The organism is Streptomyces cyaneus (assembly GCF_004028635.1).
GTDB classification, from domain to species: Bacteria; Actinomycetota; Actinomycetes; order Streptomycetales; family Streptomycetaceae; genus Streptomyces; species Streptomyces cyaneus.
This window is the reverse complement of sequence record NZ_RQJW01000003.1, coordinates 1240758-1259002: the sequence shown is the minus strand read 5'-3', so window position 1 is coordinate 1259002 and position 18245 is coordinate 1240758. Positions and strand designations below refer to the sequence as shown.

Here is an 18245-nt window from a genome sequence, read left to right as displayed (position 1 = left end):
CGATGCCCAGCAACCCCGCCGACCGCCGTGTCGTCGTCACCGGCCCGCCCCGGCAGGCCCGCCCGGTCTCCGGCTACTACCGCCCGCGCACCGAGATCGACGAGCAGACCACCCTCGGCCACACCTACGTCCGCTCCCTGATGCGCACCCAACTGCGCACCGCCCTCGCCGTGTTCGCCGTCCTCGGCCTGCTCGTCGGCCCGCTGCCCCTGCTGTTCGCCGCGATGCCGGACTTCCGCCACCTGGAATGGGCGATCCTCGGCTTCGGCCTCTACGCCCCGCTGGTCCTGCTGGCCCGCTGGTTCGTGCGCCGCGCGGAGCGCAACGAACGGGACTTCGTACGGCTCGTCGAAGACCGCTGAGCGCTCCGCTGGAAGGGCCGGGATATGCCGTCGATCGTCCGCAGCGCCATCGTGGCTGGTCGCGCCACGCGGCGGAGCCGCAGATGGATACAGCCCCGCGCCCCTTCAGGGCACTGCAGAACCGCAGCCGACATCGCCCGACCTGCTGAGACCGCTGAGCCAGAGGAACCGATGCGGCCGTGAACTCCAGCTATGCCGTCCCCGCCGTCGCCCTCGTCGTCCTCGCGACGATCCTCGTCGGCGCCTTCGGCCTGCGCATCTCCCGCACCACCTCCGACTTCTACGTCGCCTCCCGCACCGTCGGCCCCCGCCTCAACGCGGCCGCGATCAGCGGCGAGTACCTCTCCGCCGCCTCCTTCCTCGGCATCGCGGGCCTGGTCCTCGTGCAGGGCCCGGACATGCTCTGGTACCCGGTCGGCTACACCGCCGGATACCTCGTCCTGCTGCTGTTCGTCGCCGCCCCGCTGCGCCGCTCCGGCGCCTACACCCTCCCCGACTTCGCCGAGGCCCGCCTCTCCTCCCAGGCGGTACGGCGGCTCGCGGGCGCTTTTGTCGTCGGCACGGGCTGGCTGTATCTGCGGCCCCAACTCCAGGGCGCCGGGCTGACGTTGACGGTGCTGACGGACGCACCCGACTGGCTCGGCGGAGTGATCGTCGCCGTCGTCGTGGTCGCCATCGTCGCCGCCGGCGGCATGCGCAGCATCACCTTCGTGCAGGCCTTCCAGTACTGGCTCAAACTCACCGCCCTGCTCGTCCCCGCGCTCTTCCTGATCCTCGCCTGGCAGGGCGACGGCGCCCCCCGGCACGCCTTCGACGAACCGGCGACCTTCCGCGAACAGCGCGTCGTCCGCGTCGACGGCACCCTCAACCTGAAGCTCGACCGACCCCTGACCGTCACCGTGAGCGGCACGATCGACGGCCGCAGCCACGACGACAAGGAGCTCCAGCTCGCCGCCGGCACCCACCACATCGAGGGCGGCACCCGCCTGACCTTCGCCAAGGGCGCCGAGGTCCCCGAACCCGACCGCTCGGCCAACGGCGGCCTGTCCCCCTCGCAGGCCGAGAGCCGCGGCGAACGCCCGCTGTACGCCACGTACGGACTGATCCTCGCCACCTTCCTCGGCACCATGGGCCTGCCGCACGTCGTCGTCCGCTTCTACACCAGCCCGCACGGCGTCGCCGCCCGCCGCACCACCGTCGCCGTGCTCGGCCTGATCGGCGCCTTCTACCTGCTGCCCCCGGTCTACGGCGCCCTCGGCCGCCTCTACGCCCCCGAACTCACCCTCACCGGCGACGCGGACGCCGCAGCCCTGCTCCTGCCCGACCGCATGATCGGCGGCCTGGGCGGCGACCTGCTCGGCGCGCTGGTCGCGGGCGGCGCCTTCGCCGCGTTCCTGTCCACGGCGTCGGGCCTGACCATGGCCGTCGCGGGCGTCCTCACCCAGGACGTGCTCCCGTCCCGGGGGGTACGGCACTTCCGGCTCGGCACGGTCCTCGCCATGGCCGTCCCGCTCGCCGCGAGCGCCCTGGTCGGCGGGCTCCCGGTCGCCGACTCGGTGGGCCTGGCCTTCGCGGTCTCCGCGTCGTCCTTCTGCCCGCTGCTCGTCCTCGGCATCTGGTGGCGGCGGCTGACCCCGCCCGGCGCGGCCGCCGGAATGCTGGTGGGCGGCGGCTCCGCGCTGCTCGCCGTCGCGGCGACGATGGCCGGCTTCCCGGGCTCCGGGGCGCTGCACGCGCTGCTCGCCTGGCCCGCGCTCTGGTCGGTGCCGCTGGGCTTCCTCACGATGATCCTGGTGTCCCTGGCCACCCCGGGCCGGGTGCCGGCCGGGACGGCGGCGATCCTGGCGCGGTTCCATCTGCCGGAGGAGCTGCGGGCGGAGGTGAAGGCATGAGAGCTCTCATCGCCGGACGGCGGGAGGCGGTGACGGTATGAGCGGGTTCATCGCGGGCCTGTGCGTGGCCATCCTCCCGCTGCTCGCCGCCGGCTTCTGGCTGGGCCGGCGCACGGCCCGCCCCGAGAACCTCGGCGGCCTCGGCACCCCCGTCGAGCATGCCACCTTCGAGACCCTGCACACCGCCTCCCTCGCCGCACCCCCGCTACGGGCCGGACTCACCGAGGAGACCGCCCGCAAGTCGGCCCGCCGGCTGCGCTCACTGCTCGGCACCGACGCGCTGTGTCTGACGGACCAGAAGGACGTGCTGGTCTGGGACGGGGTGGGCGGCCATCACCGTACGGAGATCATGGAACTCCTCGCCGGCCCCCTGGAGTCGGGCCGTGGCGAGGCCTTCCCGCTCACCTGCGACACCCCCGACTGCCCGGTCCGTTGGGCCGTCGTCGCCCCGCTCACCGTCGACGACCGCGTCCACGGGGCGCTCGTGGCCTGCGCGCCCCGCGAGTCGGCGGTGCTCGTTCGGGCGGCCGGAGAAGTGGCCCGCTGGGTCTCCGTGCAGCTGGAGCTGGCCGACCTCGACCAGTCCCGCACCCGCCTGATCGAGGCCGAGATCAAAGCCCTGCGCGCCCAGATCTCCCCGCACTTCATCTTCAACTCGCTCGCGGTGATCGCCTCGTTCGTACGCACCGACCCCGAGCGCGCCCGCGAACTGCTCCTGGAGTTCGCCGACTTCACCCGCTACTCCTTCCGCAGGCACGGCGACTTCACCACCCTCGCCGACGAACTCCACGCCATCGACCACTACTTGGCGCTGGTACGGGCACGCTTCGGCGACCGCCTGTCGGTCACCCTCCAGATCGCCCCGGAGGTGCTGCCGGTCGCCCTGCCCTTCCTGTGCCTGCAGCCGCTCGTCGAGAACGCCGTCAAGCACGGCCTGGAGGGCAAGGCCGACAAGTGCCGCATCCAGATCACCGCGCAGGACGCCGGCGCCGAGGCCCTCGTCGTCATCGAGGACGACGGCGCCGGGATGGACCCCGTCCTGCTGCGCCGCATCCTCGCCGGCGAGGTCAGCCCGTCGGGCGGCATCGGGCTGTCCAACGTCGACGACCGGCTCCGGCAGGTGTACGGCGACGACTACGGCCTCGTCATCGAGACCGCCCTGGGCGCGGGCATGAAGATCACCGCCCGGCTGCCCAAGTACCAGCCGGGCGTGCACTCCGCGGGACGGCTCACCCGGGAGTGAGAGCCTGTGACACAGGCTCTGCGGCTCAGGTGCTGCGGCTGGCCACCATCCCCAGCGTGATCAGCCCCAGTACCACCCACCCGAACCACAGCCAGCCATTGCTCCCGAGCGCCACCGTGTAGGCGGTCACCACGACGAGTCCGCCGACGGTGAGCACCCCCATCGCCTTGGTGGACCCGTCCGTAGAACCGCTAGAACCGCTAGAACCGGGCATCGCAACACCCTCCTCATGGTTCGTCCCCCTCCATGGTGCCCCCGTTCTGCCTCCGTACGGTGCACACGACGAAATGAGTGCCGTTCTTCCAGGACCCCTCGCTCGTCCAGGAGCCCGCTGTGTACACGGAAGGGTCGAATCCGTACTCGCGTGGCGGCACCTCCCGGGCGCACGCCGTGTCCGACTCGGTGCGCGCCTCGGTCAGCGTGACGTCGGCGCCCAGTCGCGTGAAGCCGAGTACCTGCTCGTCATGCGGCTCCGCGCAGGACACCAGGCGGGCGTCCCGGTGGGAGCGCACGTCCAGACAGTCCCGCCGCTGCATGGTCGCCGTGTCGGCGAAGGCCGACCCCGCCTTCCGATGGTCGCCCAGCGGCCCGTATACCGGCCCGTGCGCGCCCAGCACCAGACAGGCGGTGCGCCGCCCGGCCGCCTCGAACCCCGCTTCCGTCGGTACGACGGCGAAGCTGCGGACGTCCGCGAGCCGTCCCCGGATCTCCTCCGTCCGCTCCTCACAGGCCGCCGGCCCCTTCTCGCGCGCCTCGGCGGCGGAGGCGGCCGCGACGAACGCCATCACCTGCCCGTCGGGTGCATTCGCCCCGCAACCGGGATCCAGACTCAGCCGGGGCGTGCCCCGGAAGGGGGCGGTGCCGGGCCAGTCGGCGAGCACGCAGTCACCGCCCTTCAGCGGATCTCCGAGCGCGACCGTGTCGCCGTACGGCCGCTCCGTCCCGCCCGTCTCCGACTGCTGTGCCATGGCGTACCAGACACCGGCCCCCGCGAGCGCCAGCCCGAGGAGTCCGGCGAGGACCGCGTGGAGGACGCGCGGGCGGGCCGGATTCCGGTCGCCGGGCCAGGCGCTGAAGCCCCGCAGCTCGCCGGGCCGATCGGCCAGGGAAGCCGCGCCCAGCGGACCCCGGGGCGGCTCGGGCAGCGAACCGAAGCCCTGCGGCCCACCGGGCTGCCCGGCCACGGAGCCCGGGCCATGCGGCCCCTCGGGCTGCCCGGACGGGGGACGGAAACCCTGTCCGCCGCCGGGGCGATCCGACGCGGGCGGCGAGCCGAAACCCGGCGCGTCGGGCGCGGGCCCCGGCGGCGGCGCCCCGCCCCAGTGCGGCTGCGAACCGAGGTCGGTCTGGGTCCGCGCGTACGCGTCGACCTCCGGAGTGACGATCCGCGACAGCGCCGCCTCCGCCTGCGCCGCGGACATCCGCCGCTGCGGATCCTTCTCCAGCAGCGCCCGCAGGACGGGCTCCAGCGCCCCGGCCCGCCCGGCCGGCCGGGGTTCCTCCATGACCACCGCGGTGATCTCCGCCAGATGCGACTCGCGGTCGAAGGGAGCCCGGCCCTCGACGCCGTAGTACAGCGTGCAGCCCAGCGAGAACAGATCGGCGGCCGGCGTGGGCGCCCCGCCCGTGACCCGCTCCGGCGCCAGATAGCCCGACGTACCCACGAGCACCGACGCCAGCGTGTACCGCGTCTCCCCGGCGTCCGGCTGCACCGAGATGCCGTAGTCGGTGAGCAGCACCCGTCCGTGCGGCGCCCCGGTGCGGTCCGGCGCCAGCAGGATGTTCGCCGGTTTCACGTCCCGGTGCATGACGCCCCGCTCGTGTCCGGCGGTCAGCGCGTCGAGCACGGCGAGCCCGATGCGGGCGCACTCCGCGGGCGCGAGCGGGCCGCGCTGGTCGATGAGGTCGCGCAGGTTGACGGCGCCGGCCACGTACTCCATGACGATCCACGGCAGCCCCTCGTGCTCCAGCACGTCGTGCACGGTCACCACATGCGGGTGCCCGCGCAGCCCCGCCGCGTGCCGTGCCTCCGCGCGGGCGCGGGCCACCCGCGCCTCGTGCTCGTCGGCCTCGGCCGGGTCCCGGAACACGATCTCCTTGAGCGCGACCTCGCAGGCGAGTCTCTGGTCGTGGGCGAGCCAGACATGTCCCATACCGCCGCTGCCGAGCCGGTTCAGCAGCAGATAACGGCCGGCGATGATCCGGCCCACTCCCGACGTCGGTGATCCTGAAGGCATCCGGTGACTCCCGGGTTCTGCGTTCTGCGGGGCGCTGCGTGATTGCTATGCGTTCGTGCGCGAGGTGCGCTCGCCGGTGGACGGGGCGCCGGTCGCCGGATCGGTCGTGGCAGGCGCGCTGGTCTCGGGCGGCGGGGCGCTGCTGGTGACCGGGGCGCTGGTCGGGGGCGAGCTCGTGGTCTGCGGTGGTGAGCCGGTCACGGGCGGGGGTGGTGAGCTGGACGTGGGGTCCTTGGTCGACGGGGGCGGGGTGGAGCTTGGCGGCGGGTTCGAGGAGGGCGGCGCGGAGGAGGGCGGGCCCGAGGACGGGGGCCCGCTCGTGAGGCCGGGGCTTGTCGTCCCCGGGCCGGAGGACGAGGGCGGCGGCGTCGAGGTGGACGGCGACGAGGACGTCGGTGGCGAGGACGTGGACGGCGGCGTCGAGGTCGACGGATCCCGAGTCGGCTGCGGTGTCGTCGAGCCCGGGGGAGTGGACGTCCCACCGGACGAGTCACCGGACGTGTCACCGGAGGTGCTGGCCCCGGCCACGCTCAACATCACGTACTCCCCGAACCGCAGCTGGGTCCCGGCCGGCGGATCCGACGCCGTGACCCGGGCGTCGTCCGGCGGCAGCCCCGCTCCGTCGAAGGCGACCGCGAGCCCCTTGTCGGCCAGTTGCCGACCGGCCTGCCCGAACGTCGTCCCGGCGAGGTTGGGCACCGAGCGCCGCTCGCGCGCGTCGAACGCGGTGTCGTCCTCGCCCGTGGTGCCGACGGGACGGTTGATGCCCCGGTCGGGTTCATGGACATCGACGAGAGCGAGCCGCTCCACTTCCCGCGCAGCGGGCCGCACGGCCACCACGGACGACTTTTCGTACCCCTTCCACTCCTCGTTCCGCCCGTCGAATTCGACCTTTATCCGGGTCGTGTCACCCTCGAAGGGCCGCAGCGGATTTCCACACGAGCACTTCACGGCAGGAAGACCCTCCGCATCGACGAGAATCGCGATTCCCGTCTGAAGCAGCGCGTTGAAAGGGACGGCCTTGCCCTTTTTGTAGTCGTGGTTCTTCACGAGAGTGTCGTGACGCAGGAGTACCGGCGTGAGGCGATCGAGATAATCCGGAATCTCGGCCGTGGTGATCGAGAGCGCCGCCGCCCACGCCTGTGCCTTGGGCTCATTGGCGGAATCGGCGAGGAACTCCTTGAGCCGTACGACGTCACAGACCGTCGGCTGCTTGGAACCCCCGTAGAGGCCAGGAGTGTCGCCCCGCTGCAGACCTCCGTGCGCCGTCTGGGCCCTGACCTGCTGGTCCCGCCCCAGGCCCTGGCTCTCGTCGAAGAAGGGCGCGAGCGACGGAACCCCTGAGGCCACCGCCCGCACCACGAACAACGGTGCGTCCCGATCGCACCCGCTGAGCATCAGAACGAAGACCAAAAGGACGGCGATCCTCCGAATCGCCGATTTTCCGGCCCTGTGTACGAAAACGCGAAGCGCCATTACCGCTCCCCCCGGCGGTTCCCCCGACGCGCTTCATGCTACTGAAAGGCGAAGCCTTTCGGTTTCGTCAGTTTCCGCGTGCGTTCAATGAGGCCAAATAGGCGTTGTACGCCTCAAGTTCCTTGTCGCCGTCCCGGTCGGCGGCCCGGTCCTTGCGCTTGGCCTGCCGCTGCTCCGAGCCGTACCACTGGAACAGCAGCGCGATCAGCACCAGCACGGACGGAATCTCACTGAACGCCCAGGCGATGCCGCCGGCCGCGTTCTGGTCGGAGAGCGCTTCGATGCCGAGCGAGGCGGGCGGGTTCTTGAACGTCTCGACCATCGGCTCAGACGCCATCATCAACGCGATACCGAAGAACGCGTGGAACGGCATCCCCGCGAACAGCTCCAGCATCCGCATCAGATACCCCGGCCGATGCGGACCGGGATCCACGCCGATGATCGGCCAGAAGAACACCACACCCACGGCGAGGAAGTGCACCATCATCGCGATGTGGCCGGTCTTGGAGCCCATGAGGAAGTCGAAGATCGGTGTGAAGTACAGCGCGTACAGGCTGGCGATGAACAGCGGAATGGTGAACGCCGGATGCGTGATGATCCGCATGTACCGGCTGTGCAGCAGGGCCAGCAACAACTCCCGCGGTCCCTTGCGCCCCCGCGCCGCGGGCGGCATCGCCCGCAACGCCAGGGTGATCGGGGCGCCGAGCAGGATCAGGATCGGCGACAGCATGCTGATCACCATGTGCTGCACCATGTGCACGCTGAACATGACCATGCCGTAGTCGTTCAGCCCGGTGCACATGACCAGCATCACGGACAGCACACCGGCGACGTACGAGACCGTCCGCCCGGCGGACCACGAGTCCCCACGCCGCCGCAGCCGCACCACACCCCACGCATACAGCGCGAGCCCCACCAGGCAGGCGACGAGGAAGAACGGGTCGGCCGACCACTGAAGACCCCGTCCCAGCGTGAACGGCGGCAAGTCCATGGTCATGCCGTGCCCGCTGTGATCCATTCCGGCGGCTCCTGATTCGTGGGGGTTGTGCAAGTCTGTCCGCACACAGACTAGAACTGCCCCCGGCCGCAGCTGCGGCCGGGGGCAGACTGTTCAGCCCTGTGCGACGTGATCTATACGACGTGATCTAGAGGACGCACTCGGCCTCTTCGTACCGCTCCACGGGAACCGTCTTCAGCGTCTCCACGGCCTCCGCCAGCGGCACCATCACGATGTCCGTTCCCCGCAGCGCCGTCATGTGGCCGAACTCCCCGCGGTGCACGGCCTCCACCGCATGCCACCCGAACCGGGTCGCCAGCACCCGGTCGTACGCGGTGGGCGTACCGCCCCGCTGCACATGCCCGAGGATGACCGGCCGCGCCTCCTTGCCCAGCCGGTGCTCCAGCTCGATCGACAGCTGGCGCGCGATCCCGGCGAAGCGCTCGTGCCCGTAGATGTCCTTGCCGCCCTCGTCGAAGGCCATCGTGCCGGGAGCCGGCTTGGCCCCCTCAGCGGCGACGACGATCGCGAACCGCTTGCCCGCGTCGAACCGCTCGCCGACCCGTCGAGCCAACTCCTCGATGTCGAAGGGCCGTTCCGGTACGACGATGGCGTGCGCGCCGGCCGCCATGCCGGAGTGCAGCGCGATCCAGCCGGTGTGCCGGCCCATGACCTCGACGACCAGCACCCGCTGGTGCGACTCGGCGGTGGTCTTGAGCCGGTCCAGGGCCTCGGTGGCCACACCGACGGCCGTGTCGAACCCGAAGGTGACGTCCGTGACGGCGATGTCGTTGTCGATGGTCTTCGGCACACCCACGACGGGCAGACCGCTGTCCGACATCAGCCGGGCGGCCTTCAGTGTGCCCTCGCCGCCGATCGGGATGATCGCGTCGAGGCCGAGCTCCTCGACATGGCCCTTGGCCCGCTCCACACCGTCCCGCAGATGGGAGGGCTGGACCCGGGAGGAACCGAGGATCGTGCCGCCGCGGGCGAGGATGCCACCCACCGCGTCGAGGTCGAGCTTGAGGTAGTCGCACTCCAGGAGGCCCTTCCAGCCGTCCCGGAAGCCGATGACCTCGTCGCCGTGGTCGACGACGGCACGGTGCACGACGGACCGGATGACGGCGTTCAGGCCGGGGCAGTCGCCGCCGGACGTGAGGACACCAATGCGCATAGCCCGAAAAACCTTCTCCACGTGGGCCGGGACCGGACCACGCTGTCCGGCTCGAATCCCCGCCACCCTAGCGGCATCAGGGGGCGGGGCCGAAGCGTGCGTCCGCCTGCTGGACGACCCCGCTCACCTGTGCGGACGGGCCGTCAGACGGGCTGGTTACGACAGGCTGGAGGCCAGGTGTCAGGCGGGCTGCTGGGCTGCCGCGATGCGCTCGCTCCGCAGTGCCTCGTACCAGCGGTCGTCGGTCGGCGGCAGGGCGTTCACGTCCAGCGCCAGCTTCAGCAGCAGATCGGCGATGAGCGGGTTCCGGGCGAGCACCGGCCCGTGCATGTACGTACCGAAGACGGTGTCGTTGTACGCCCCCTCCGTGCCGTCACCGGTTCCGTTGCCGTTGCCCAGGCGGACCTTGGCGAAGGGGCGGGCGGTGGGGCCGAGGTGGGTGACGCCCTGGTGGTTCTCGAAGCCGGTCAGCGGGGGCAGGCCGAGGCGCGGGTCGATGTCCCCGAGGACGTCACCCACGCACCGCTCGCCCTCACCGCGCACGGACACCACGTCGATCAGCCCGAGGCCGGGCTCACGCTGACCGAGGTCGTTGATGAACTCGTGGCCGAGGATCTGGTACCCGGCGCACACCGAGAACACGATCGCGCCGTTCTCGACGGCCCGGTGCAGCCCGCCGTCCCGGCGCAGCCGCTCGGCGGCCAGCCGCTGCGGACGGTCCTCGCCGCCGCCGATCAGATAGATGTCGCCGGAGGTCGGGATCGGCTGGTCGCTGCGCACGTCGAGACGGGCCACGTCGAGGCCGCGCTGCCGCGCACGGCGCTCCACGACCAGGACGTTGCCCTGGTCGCCGTAGGTGCTGAGCAGGTCCGGGTAGATCCAGACGACCCGCAGTTGGTTGTCGCTCACTTGAAGTCCCCTGAAGTCTCGTGCTCAGTTGCCGACGCGGCGGCGCAGGTCCTGGAACGCGGTGTAGTTGGCGATGACCTCGATCCGGCCCGGCGGGCTCATCTGCACGGCCTGGTCGAGGTTGTCGCAGACCTGGAACTGCTGGTTCGCGACCTCCAGACGCACCGCGAGGTCCAGCTTGCGGTCGCCGATGACGCAGATCGGGTGCCCGGTCAGGCGCGTGTAGTCGACGTCCCACAGCCAGGAGGTGTCGGTGCCGTCGGCGCCGCGCGCGTTCACCGAGAGGATCACCGGGGTCGGCGGCGGGTCGATGAGGGAGAACGTCTCCAGCCAGCCGGCCGGGTTCTTGGCGAGCAGCAGCCGCAGATCCCGCTCCTGGAACTGCACGACGTCGTAGCGCCCGGCGACGGCCTGCACCTGGTACATCCGCTCGAGGGCGACCTGCGGCGGCACCCCGAAGACGGCGGCCACGGCGGCCGACGACGCCGCGTTGGCCTTGTTGGCGCGCCCGGGCAGCTGCAGATGGATGGGCCAGGCGGATCCGTGCGGGTCGAGGACATGATCACCGGAGAGCGCCCAGCTCGGCGTGGGACGGCGGAAGCCGCACTCCCCACAGAACCAGTCGTCGCCCGGGCGCTGCATCACACCACCGCACGACGGGCAGGACCAGGCGTCGTCCTTCCACATCTGCCCGGCGGCGACCCAGATCACATTCGGGGACGACGAGGCCGCCCACACGACCAGCGGGTCATCGGCGTTGGCGACGATCACGGCCTTCGAACCCGCGAGCCCCTCGCGCCAGTTCTCGGCGAGCATGCGTGTCTCGGCGGCTCGGTCCAGCTGGTCACGGGAGAGGTTGAGCAGCGCGATGCACTTGGGGTCGGTGTCCCGGGCGACCCCGGCGAGGTACTTCTCGTCGACCTCGATGACGCCGTAGCGCGCTTCCGAGCTGCCCGCGAGCGCCGAGGTGATACCGGCCGGCATGTTGGCGCCGAGCGCGTTGGACACGACGGGCCCGGCGGCCCGCAGGGCTTCAGCGATGAGCCGCGTCGTGGTGGTCTTCCCGTTGGTCGCCGAGACCAGGACCACGTCCAGGTTCTGCGCGAGCCGCGCGAGCAGGTCGGGGTCGAGCTTGAGTGCCACCCGGCCGCCGATCACCGAACCGCTGCCGCGCCCCGCAGCGCGCGATGCCGCAGCGACCGCCTTGCCCGCGGTCACGGCGAGCTTGGCCCGCGGCGTGAGCGGGTCCGAGTTCCCTGACATCAGTTCTCGATCCTCCTTGCGTACGCGCCGCGCCTCCGACTGCCGGCAACGTGGTGGTGGTCAGCCTATCGAGATCCATTCGCACTCCCGAATCGCCGTACCCTTGCGGCCATGCGGAACGGCTCCATTCCGGGCGCGCACGGGCGCGTCCGACCCCTCACCCTGCTCGGCGACCCGGTGCTGCACGCACCCTGCAAGGAGGTCACCGACTTCGGCCCCGAATTGGCGACGCTGGTGGAGGACTTGTTCGCGACGATGTACGCGGCCCAGGGCGTGGGCCTCGCCGCGAACCAGGTCGGGGAGCCGTGGCAGGTGTTCGTATACGACTGCCCGGACGACGAGGACGTACGACACCTGGGCCATGTGGTGAACCCACGGCTCGTGGAGACGGACGGCGTGGTGCTCCGCGGCCCGGAGGGCTGCTTGTCCCTGCCTGGCCTGGAGGCGGGGACGGAGCGGTACGACCATGCGGTGGTCGAGGGTTTCACGATGACGGGGGAGCCGGTGACGATCCACGGCACGGGGTTCTTCGCCCGCTGCCTCCAGCACGAGTGCGACCACGTGGAGGGCGCGGTGTACACGGACCGTGTGACGGGCTGGCGCCACCGCCGCCTGATGCGACAAGTGGCCCGAGCGTCCTGGCGTCGGTGACAGTCACGCCCTCAGGGGCGCGGGGAACTGCGCGATCAACCCCCACCGGCCCGCGGCCGCATCACAACCTCAGAACCCCGGACCGCCCATCTTGTCCCCGGCGGCAGCCAACCGTCCCCACAGAAGGTCGGCCAAACTACGCACCAACTCCGCGCGCGTACAGGGCCGTTCACCCAGCCACCAGTCCCCGGCCGCATGCATCATCCCGACGATCCCATGCCCCCAGACCCGAGCCAGCTGCTGACTCCCCGGCCCGAGATCCAACCGCTCCTCGATGACGGTGGCCAGCTCCTCGCCCATCCTGCGGAGCAGCGGCGCGCTGTGCTTGCCGACGTCGAAGCCCGGGTCGCCCGGCTGGCCGCCCTCCGCCGGATGCATCAGGAACCGGTACACCTGAGGCCGTGCCTCGATCGCCGCGAGGTAGGTGTCGAGCGTGGCCTCGACCCGCTCCCGCCGGTCCGCCGGGGCATCCAGCGCGGCCCGCAGGGAGTCCAGCAGCGCGTCCGTGTGACGCTTCGCCAACGCCGCGTAGAGTCCACCCTTGTCGCCGAAGTGCCGATACAGAATCGGCTTGGTGATGCCCGCCTCCGCCGCGATCGCGTTCATCGAGGCCTGTGGGCCGTCGCGCAGCACCACCCGATCGGCGGCCTCCAGCAGCTCACGCCGACGGCGGTCGGCCGACCGCTGCTGTTCGGTCCGCTGTGTGGTGTCCATGAGCTCTCCCCCTGAATCTTTGACGCCTGCGCAAACTAACACTCACGCTGCCTCAATCATCGAACGGGCTGCCGATCGGTCATCGCGGGTTGACATTACCTACTCGCGGGTAACAAACTAGGGTTACCGCTAGTAACAAGCATCGAGCATGCACGTACGCCGCTGGAGGGGTCATGGCCGAGTTCACCATGGAGCTCAACGACGAACAGAAGGAGGTCCGGGACTGGCTGCACGGCTTCGCCGCCGATGTGATCCGCCCCGCGGCCGCCGAATGGGACGAGCGTGAGGAAACTCCCTGGCCGGTCATCCAGGAGGCCGCGAAGGTCGGCATCTACTCGCTCGACTTCTACGCCCAGCAGTACTTCGACCAGACCGGTCTCGGCATCCCCATGGCGATGGAGGAGCTGTTCTGGGGTGACGCGGGCATCGCCCTGTCGATCGTCGGCACCGGTCTCGCCGCCGTCGGCGTGCTGGCCAACGGCACCGAGGAGCAGATCGGCACCTGGGTGCCGCAGATGTACGGCGATGCAAACGATGTCAAGCTCGCCGCGTTCTGCTCCTCCGAGCCCGACGCCGGGTCGGACGTGGCCTCGATGCGTACGCGTGCCGTCTACGACGAGGCCAAGGACGAGTGGGTGATCAACGGCACGAAGACCTGGGCGACCAACGGTGGCATCGCCAACGTCCACGTGGTCGTCGCGGTCGTCGACCCCGAGCTCGGCTCCAAGGGTCACGCGTCCTTCATCATCCCGCCGAACACGCCGGGGCTGGCCCAGGGCCAGAAGTTCAAGAAGCACGGCATCCGTGCCTCGCACACCGCCGAGGTCATCCTGGACAACGTGCGGGTGCCGGGCTCCTGCCTGCTGGGCGGCAAGGAGAAGCTGGACGAGCGGCTGGCGCGGGCTCGGGAGCGGGCCAAGGCGGGCGGCGAGCGTGTGAAGAACGCGGCGATGGCCACGTTCGAGGCGAGCCGCCCTGCGGTCGGAGCCATGGCGGTGGGTACGGCTCGGGCGGCTTACGAGGTTGCCCTCGACTACGCCATGACGCGTGAGCAGTTCGGGCGGCCGATCATCGACAACCAGGGTGTGGCGTTCCAGTTGGCCGAGATGCGGACGCAGATCGATGCCGCGCGGCTGCTGGTGTGGCGTGCGTCCTGGATGGCGATCAACGGGAAGCCGTTCACTGCGGCCGAGGGGTCGATGTCGAAGCTGTTCGCCAGCGAGACGGCGAAGAAGGTCACGGCGCAGGCGATACAGATCCTGGGCGGCAACGGCTACACGCGGGAGTACCCCGTGGAGCGGATGCACCGGGACAGCGCCATCTACACCATCTTCGAAGGGACGAGTGAGATCCAGCGGCTGGTGATCGCCCGTACGTTGTCGGGGATGCCGATCCGGTAGCGCCGCGGGGTCTCTGCGCGATGCGGTCTGCGGGGCGTCCGTGGTTGCTCGCGCAGTTCCCCGCGCCCCTTGAGGGCGTTGCGGATGCCGACCTGAAAGGGGCGCGGGGAACTGCGCGACCAGCCCGGACAAACCCGCACCCGGCATCGAACCGCTATTCCTACGGCGTGGTGCCGCTGCTGTGCGCAATGCACGCCACATCAATGCGATCCGCAAGCTTCGCCAGCTCAATGGTCAGCGCAGCCACCGTGTCCTCGTCGAGCCCGTCCTCCCCGGCCTCGACAAGGTGCAGCCACCGACCACCCACCGTACGCAGCAACTTGCTCACATCGGCCGCAGCCACCTGCAAGGTCCCGTGGGCATCGACGATCAGCGGCAGAGTCACTTCGCGGTTCACACCCGGGATCGTAGCCGCGCAGCGTTCACGCACCGTGCCAAACGGTAGTGATGTTGCAGAACTCCCGGATTCCGTGCCCGGACAGCTCACGCCCGTACCCGGACCGCTTCACCCCGCCGAACGGGAACGCCGGATGGGACGCCGTCATCCCGTTGACGTACACGCTCCCGGCCTCCAGATCCCGTACGAACCGGTCGACCTCGGCCTCGTCGCGGGTCCACACGTTCGAACTCAGCCCGAAGGGCGAGTCGTTGGCGATCAGCACCGCCTCGTCGAGATCGCCCGCCCGGTACAGCGTGGCGACCGGGCCGAACGCCTCCTCCCGGTGGATCCGCATCTCACGGGTGATGCCGGCGAGGACGGTGGGCGCGTAGTACCAGCCGGGTAGCTCGGGGCGCCGGAGCTGGTGACCGCCGCACAGCACCGCCGCTCCGCTGCGCCGGGCGTCGTCGACGAGCTCCGCCAGATCGGCCCGCCCCTTCTCGCTCGACAGCGGGCCGACTTGCGTCTCCTCCTGCATCGGGTCGCCGACGACGAGCGCCTTCATGCCCTCGACGAACCGTTCGGCGAAGGCGTCGTAGACGTCGGTGTGCACGATGAACCGCTTGGCGGCGATGCACGACTGCCCGGTGTTCTGTACGCGTGCGGTCACCGCGATCTGCGCGGCACGGTCGAGGTCGGCCGACGGCATGACCACGTACGGGTCGCTGCCGCCCAGCTCCAGCACCGTCTTTTTGATCATCTCCCCGGCGGTGGCGGCTACCGCGCGGCCGGCCGGCTCGCTGCCGGTCAGCGTGGCCGCTTTGACGCGGTCGTCGCGCAGGACGTCGTCGACCTGTCCGGAGCCGATGAGCAGGGTCTGGAAGCAGCCCTCGGTGTAGCCCGCGCGGTGGAACAGGTCCTCGAGGTAGAGGGCGGTCTGGGGGACGTTCGAGGCGTGCTTCAGGAGGCCGACGTTGCCCGCCATCAGCGCCGGGGCCGCGAAGCGGATCACCTGCCAGAGGGGGAAGTTCCAGGGCATCACCGCGAGGATCGGCCCCAGCGGGCGATAGCGCACCCGTACCCGCGAGGCGCCCGAGTCCTTCACGTCGAACTCGGCCGGCTCCTCGTCGGCGAGCAGGTCCTCGGCGCGGTCGGCGTACCAGCGCATCGCCTTGGCGCACTTGGCGACCTCCGCCCGCGCCTGCGTGATGGGCTTGCCCATCTCGGTGGTCATCACCCGGGCGATGTCCTGCTGGTCCTCTTCCAGGAGATTCGCAGCTTGGAGCAGCAGGCGACCGCGGTCGACGAAGCTCGTCATCCGGTACGTGCGGAACGTGGCCTCGGCGAGCTGAAGCCTGCGCTCGATCTCCTCGGCACCCATGGCCTCGTACGTCTTGAGCGTCTCGCCGTTCGCCGGGTTGACCGTTGCGATGGGCATGACCGACCTCCTGGCAGCGGACTGATGCTTCGACCTTCGCGCGAGGCGATCGGTACCGCAACGCGTGTACGGCCGCTCAGGCCGAGTGCTCCGCCAGCCGGTCGAGAAACGTGGCCTGGGCCTTGACGAGCACCTCGCGCGCCCGGTCGACGGCCAGCCACTCCACCCGGTCCAGTTCCGGGAAGTCCTGGGTCTGTCCCGAGCGCGGCGGCCACTCCATCCGGAACGTGCCGGGGACTACCGTCGCGGGGTCGAGGTCGGCCTCGACCGCCCACACCGTGACGGTCTTGCCGCCTGACTGCCTGACCTCGCCGAGAGGTACGGCCTCCCCGTCGGGCGGCGCCAGCCCCAGCTCCTCCTGGAACTCGCGGCGGGCCGCCTCCCAGGCGGGCTCGTCAGGGTCGTACTCGCCCTTCGGGACCGTCCACGCCCCGGCCTCGCGCTTGGCGAAGAACGGGCCGCCCATATGGCCGAGCAACACCTCCAGGCCGTCATCGGTGTGGCGGAAGAGCAGCAGGCCCGCGCTGTGCTTCCCACGGGACGACGTCACGACCTCACCTCCGCGGTCATGGCTTCACCTCGGGGTGGGCGGCGAGCAGGGTCTCGACCGTGTCGGCCTCCTCCGGCCGCTTGTCCTCGCGGTAGCGGACCACGCGCGCGAAGCGGAGGGTGACGCCGGCCGGGTAGCGGGTGGAGCGCTGCAGGCCGTCGTAGGCGATCTCGACGACGAGTTCCGGGCGGACGGTCACCACCCAGCCCTTGTCCTGCACGGCCAGCTCCTGGAGCCGACCGGTCTGCCAGGTCAGCATCGCGTCGGTCATGCCCTTGAAGGTCTTGCCGAGCATGGCGAAACCGCCGTCCGCCGTACGGGCCCCCAGGTGGAGGTTGGAGAGCTTGCCGGTGCGGCGGCCGTGGCCCCATTCGGCGGCCAGCACCACCAGGTCGAGGGTGTGGACGGGCTTGACCTTCAGCCAGGACGCGCCGCGCCGGCCCGCGCTGTAGGGGGCGGCGAGGGCCTTGACGACCACGCCCTCGTGGCCGCGTTCCAGGGTCTCGGCGAGGAAGTCCTCGGCCTGCTGGAGGTCCTCGGGGCCGGACACCAGCGTGCGGCGCACCCGCATCGGCTCGGGGACCAGCCGGGCCAGTTCCGCGTGCCGCTCGGTGAACGGCAGGTCGAGCAGGTCGCGGTCGTCGACGGACAGGGCGTCGAAGAAGACGGGGGAGACGGGGACCTCCTTCGCCGCCGTCGCCACGTCCACGCGGGAGCCGACGCGGCCGGCGGTCTCCTGGAAGGAGCGGGGGCGGCCCGCGTCGTCGAAGGCGATGACCTCGCCGTCCAGGATGAAGCGCTCGCCTCTCAACTCCATCGCGGTCGCTGTAAGTTCGGGAAGCCGGTCGGTGATGTCGTCGAGGGTGCGGGTGTAGACCCGAACCGTGTCGCCGTCGCGGTGCAGCTGGACCCGGATGCCGTCCAGCTTCTCCTCGACCGCACAGGCGCCGAGCTTGTCGACCGCCTCGGCCACCGCGGAGGCGCTGTGCGCCAGCATCGGCAGGACCGGGCGGCCGACGGTGAGCCGGAAGCGGTCGAGGGCGGCGGGGCCGTCCGAGAGCAGGGCCTCGGCCACCGTCTGGAGCGACCCGGCGAGCATCACCGCCCGCCGGACGTCGGCCGGCGGTGCCTGGGTCGCCTGGGCCAGGCCCTCCACCGCCACGGCGTCCAGGGCGCCCTGCCGCACCTCGCCGGTGATCAGCCCGAGCAGGAAGCGCTGCTCGTCCTCCGTGGCCGCGCCCATCAACTCACCCACCAGACGGGCCCGTTCGGCCTGCGAGCCGGTGCCGGACACCTTGCCGAGCTCGGCCAGCCGCGCGTCCACCTCGCGCACGGTGAGGGTCGGCTCGGCGGCCGGGGCGACCGGGCGGCTCAGCACCTTCCAGCCGATGCCGAGCCGCCCCTGCGGCAGCCGTCCCGCCAGATACGGGATGACGATCGGCACGTCGTCCGCCTCGGCGTCCCGGAAGAGTTCCGCCAGCAGAGCGATCTTCCGGGACCGTGCCGAGGTAGCGGCGACCTCCTGGGACACGCGGGCCAGCCGGGTCAGCAGCATGCAGC

At 71.0% G+C, this 18245-nt stretch carries 17 protein-coding genes; 5 read left to right on the top strand and 12 right to left on the bottom strand.

Translation table 11 applies throughout. From position 1 onward, the window contains the following. Positions 1-2: 2 nt before the first annotated feature. From EHO50_RS14350 to EHO50_RS14340, 3 genes are all read left to right on the top strand, one after another. A complete protein-coding gene (locus tag EHO50_RS14350; protein ID WP_128430454.1) occupies positions 3-362 on the top strand; it encodes a hypothetical protein in 360 nt (119 codons plus the stop codon). Positions 363-541: 179 nt separating this feature from the next. Beyond that, positions 542-2254 (top strand): sodium/solute symporter, encoded by a 1713-nt coding sequence (locus tag EHO50_RS14345; protein ID WP_128430453.1) that lies wholly within the window; start codon positions 542-544, stop codon positions 2252-2254. 37 nt (positions 2255-2291) lie between these two features. Beyond that, positions 2292-3497: a sensor histidine kinase gene (locus EHO50_RS14340; RefSeq protein ID WP_128430452.1), complete on the top strand. Its 1206-nt coding sequence runs from the start codon at positions 2292-2294 to the stop codon at positions 3495-3497. A 25-nt stretch (positions 3498-3522) separates the two neighbouring features. Here EHO50_RS14340 and EHO50_RS14335 read toward each other — a convergent pair whose 3' ends face one another. The 7 genes from EHO50_RS14335 to EHO50_RS14305 form a co-directional block, all read right to left on the bottom strand. After that, complete coding sequence (locus tag EHO50_RS14335; RefSeq protein WP_128430451.1) at positions 3523-3711, bottom strand: hypothetical protein; 189 nt, start codon at positions 3709-3711, stop codon at positions 3523-3525. Positions 3712-3724: 13 nt separating this feature from the next. Next, positions 3725-5734, bottom strand: coding sequence for a serine/threonine-protein kinase (locus tag EHO50_RS14330; protein ID WP_164904833.1), 2010 nt, complete (start codon positions 5732-5734; stop codon positions 3725-3727). Between the two features lie 45 nt (positions 5735-5779). Then, positions 5780-7147, bottom strand: a complete 1368-nt coding sequence (locus EHO50_RS14325; RefSeq protein WP_342786922.1) for a DUF6777 domain-containing protein — start codon at positions 7145-7147, stop codon at positions 5780-5782. A 130-nt stretch (positions 7148-7277) separates the two neighbouring features. Beyond that, positions 7278-8228 carry a cytochrome c oxidase assembly protein gene (locus EHO50_RS14320; protein ID WP_128430449.1) on the bottom strand — a complete coding sequence of 317 codons (951 nt, stop codon included), beginning with the start codon at positions 8226-8228 and terminating at the stop codon, positions 7278-7280. A 127-nt stretch (positions 8229-8355) separates the two neighbouring features. Next, positions 8356-9381 carry a 6-phosphofructokinase gene (locus EHO50_RS14315; protein ID WP_128430448.1) on the bottom strand — a complete coding sequence of 342 codons (1026 nt, stop codon included), beginning with the start codon at positions 9379-9381 and terminating at the stop codon, positions 8356-8358. 180 nt (positions 9382-9561) lie between these two features. After that, complete coding sequence (locus EHO50_RS14310) at positions 9562-10290, bottom strand: type 1 glutamine amidotransferase (RefSeq protein ID WP_128430447.1); 729 nt, start codon at positions 10288-10290, stop codon at positions 9562-9564. Positions 10291-10314: 24 nt separating this feature from the next. Beyond that, positions 10315-11553: a MurT ligase domain-containing protein gene (locus EHO50_RS14305; protein WP_128430446.1), complete on the bottom strand. Its 1239-nt coding sequence runs from the start codon at positions 11551-11553 to the stop codon at positions 10315-10317. 111 nt (positions 11554-11664) lie between these two features. Here EHO50_RS14305 and def point away from each other — a divergent pair, with 111 nt between their 5' ends. Continuing rightward, positions 11665-12204, top strand: a complete 540-nt coding sequence (def, locus tag EHO50_RS14300) for a peptide deformylase (RefSeq protein WP_128430445.1) — start codon at positions 11665-11667, stop codon at positions 12202-12204. 69 nt (positions 12205-12273) lie between these two features. On the opposite strand, the gene EHO50_RS14295 is transcribed toward def, so the two are convergent. Then, entirely contained in the window at positions 12274-12918 is a 645-nt protein-coding gene (locus EHO50_RS14295) for a TetR/AcrR family transcriptional regulator (protein WP_128430444.1), read from the bottom strand. A 173-nt stretch (positions 12919-13091) separates the two neighbouring features. On the opposite strand from EHO50_RS14295, the gene EHO50_RS14290 reads away from it, so the two are divergent. Beyond that, positions 13092-14318: an acyl-CoA dehydrogenase family protein gene (locus EHO50_RS14290; RefSeq protein WP_128430443.1), complete on the top strand. Its 1227-nt coding sequence runs from the start codon at positions 13092-13094 to the stop codon at positions 14316-14318. A 160-nt stretch (positions 14319-14478) separates the two neighbouring features. On the opposite strand, the gene EHO50_RS14285 is transcribed toward EHO50_RS14290, so the two are convergent. The 4 genes from EHO50_RS14285 to EHO50_RS14270 all read right to left on the bottom strand — a co-directional run bounded on the left by EHO50_RS14285 (position 14479) and on the right by EHO50_RS14270 (position 18240). Further along, complete coding sequence (locus EHO50_RS14285) at positions 14479-14715, bottom strand: DUF6213 family protein (protein ID WP_062697809.1); 237 nt, start codon at positions 14713-14715, stop codon at positions 14479-14481. Positions 14716-14740: 25 nt separating this feature from the next. Next, a complete protein-coding gene (locus tag EHO50_RS14280; protein ID WP_128430442.1) occupies positions 14741-16135 on the bottom strand; it encodes an NADP-dependent succinic semialdehyde dehydrogenase in 1395 nt (464 codons plus the stop codon). 76 nt (positions 16136-16211) lie between these two features. Beyond that, the gene (locus EHO50_RS14275; RefSeq protein ID WP_128430441.1) at positions 16212-16685 is read right to left on the bottom strand and encodes an NUDIX hydrolase; all 474 of its coding nucleotides are present in this window, start codon (positions 16683-16685) and stop codon (positions 16212-16214) included. Between the two features lie 16 nt (positions 16686-16701). Continuing rightward, a complete protein-coding gene (locus tag EHO50_RS14270) occupies positions 16702-18240 on the bottom strand; it encodes an ATP-dependent DNA ligase (protein WP_128430440.1) in 1539 nt (512 codons plus the stop codon). Positions 18241-18245: the final 5 nt, after the last annotated feature.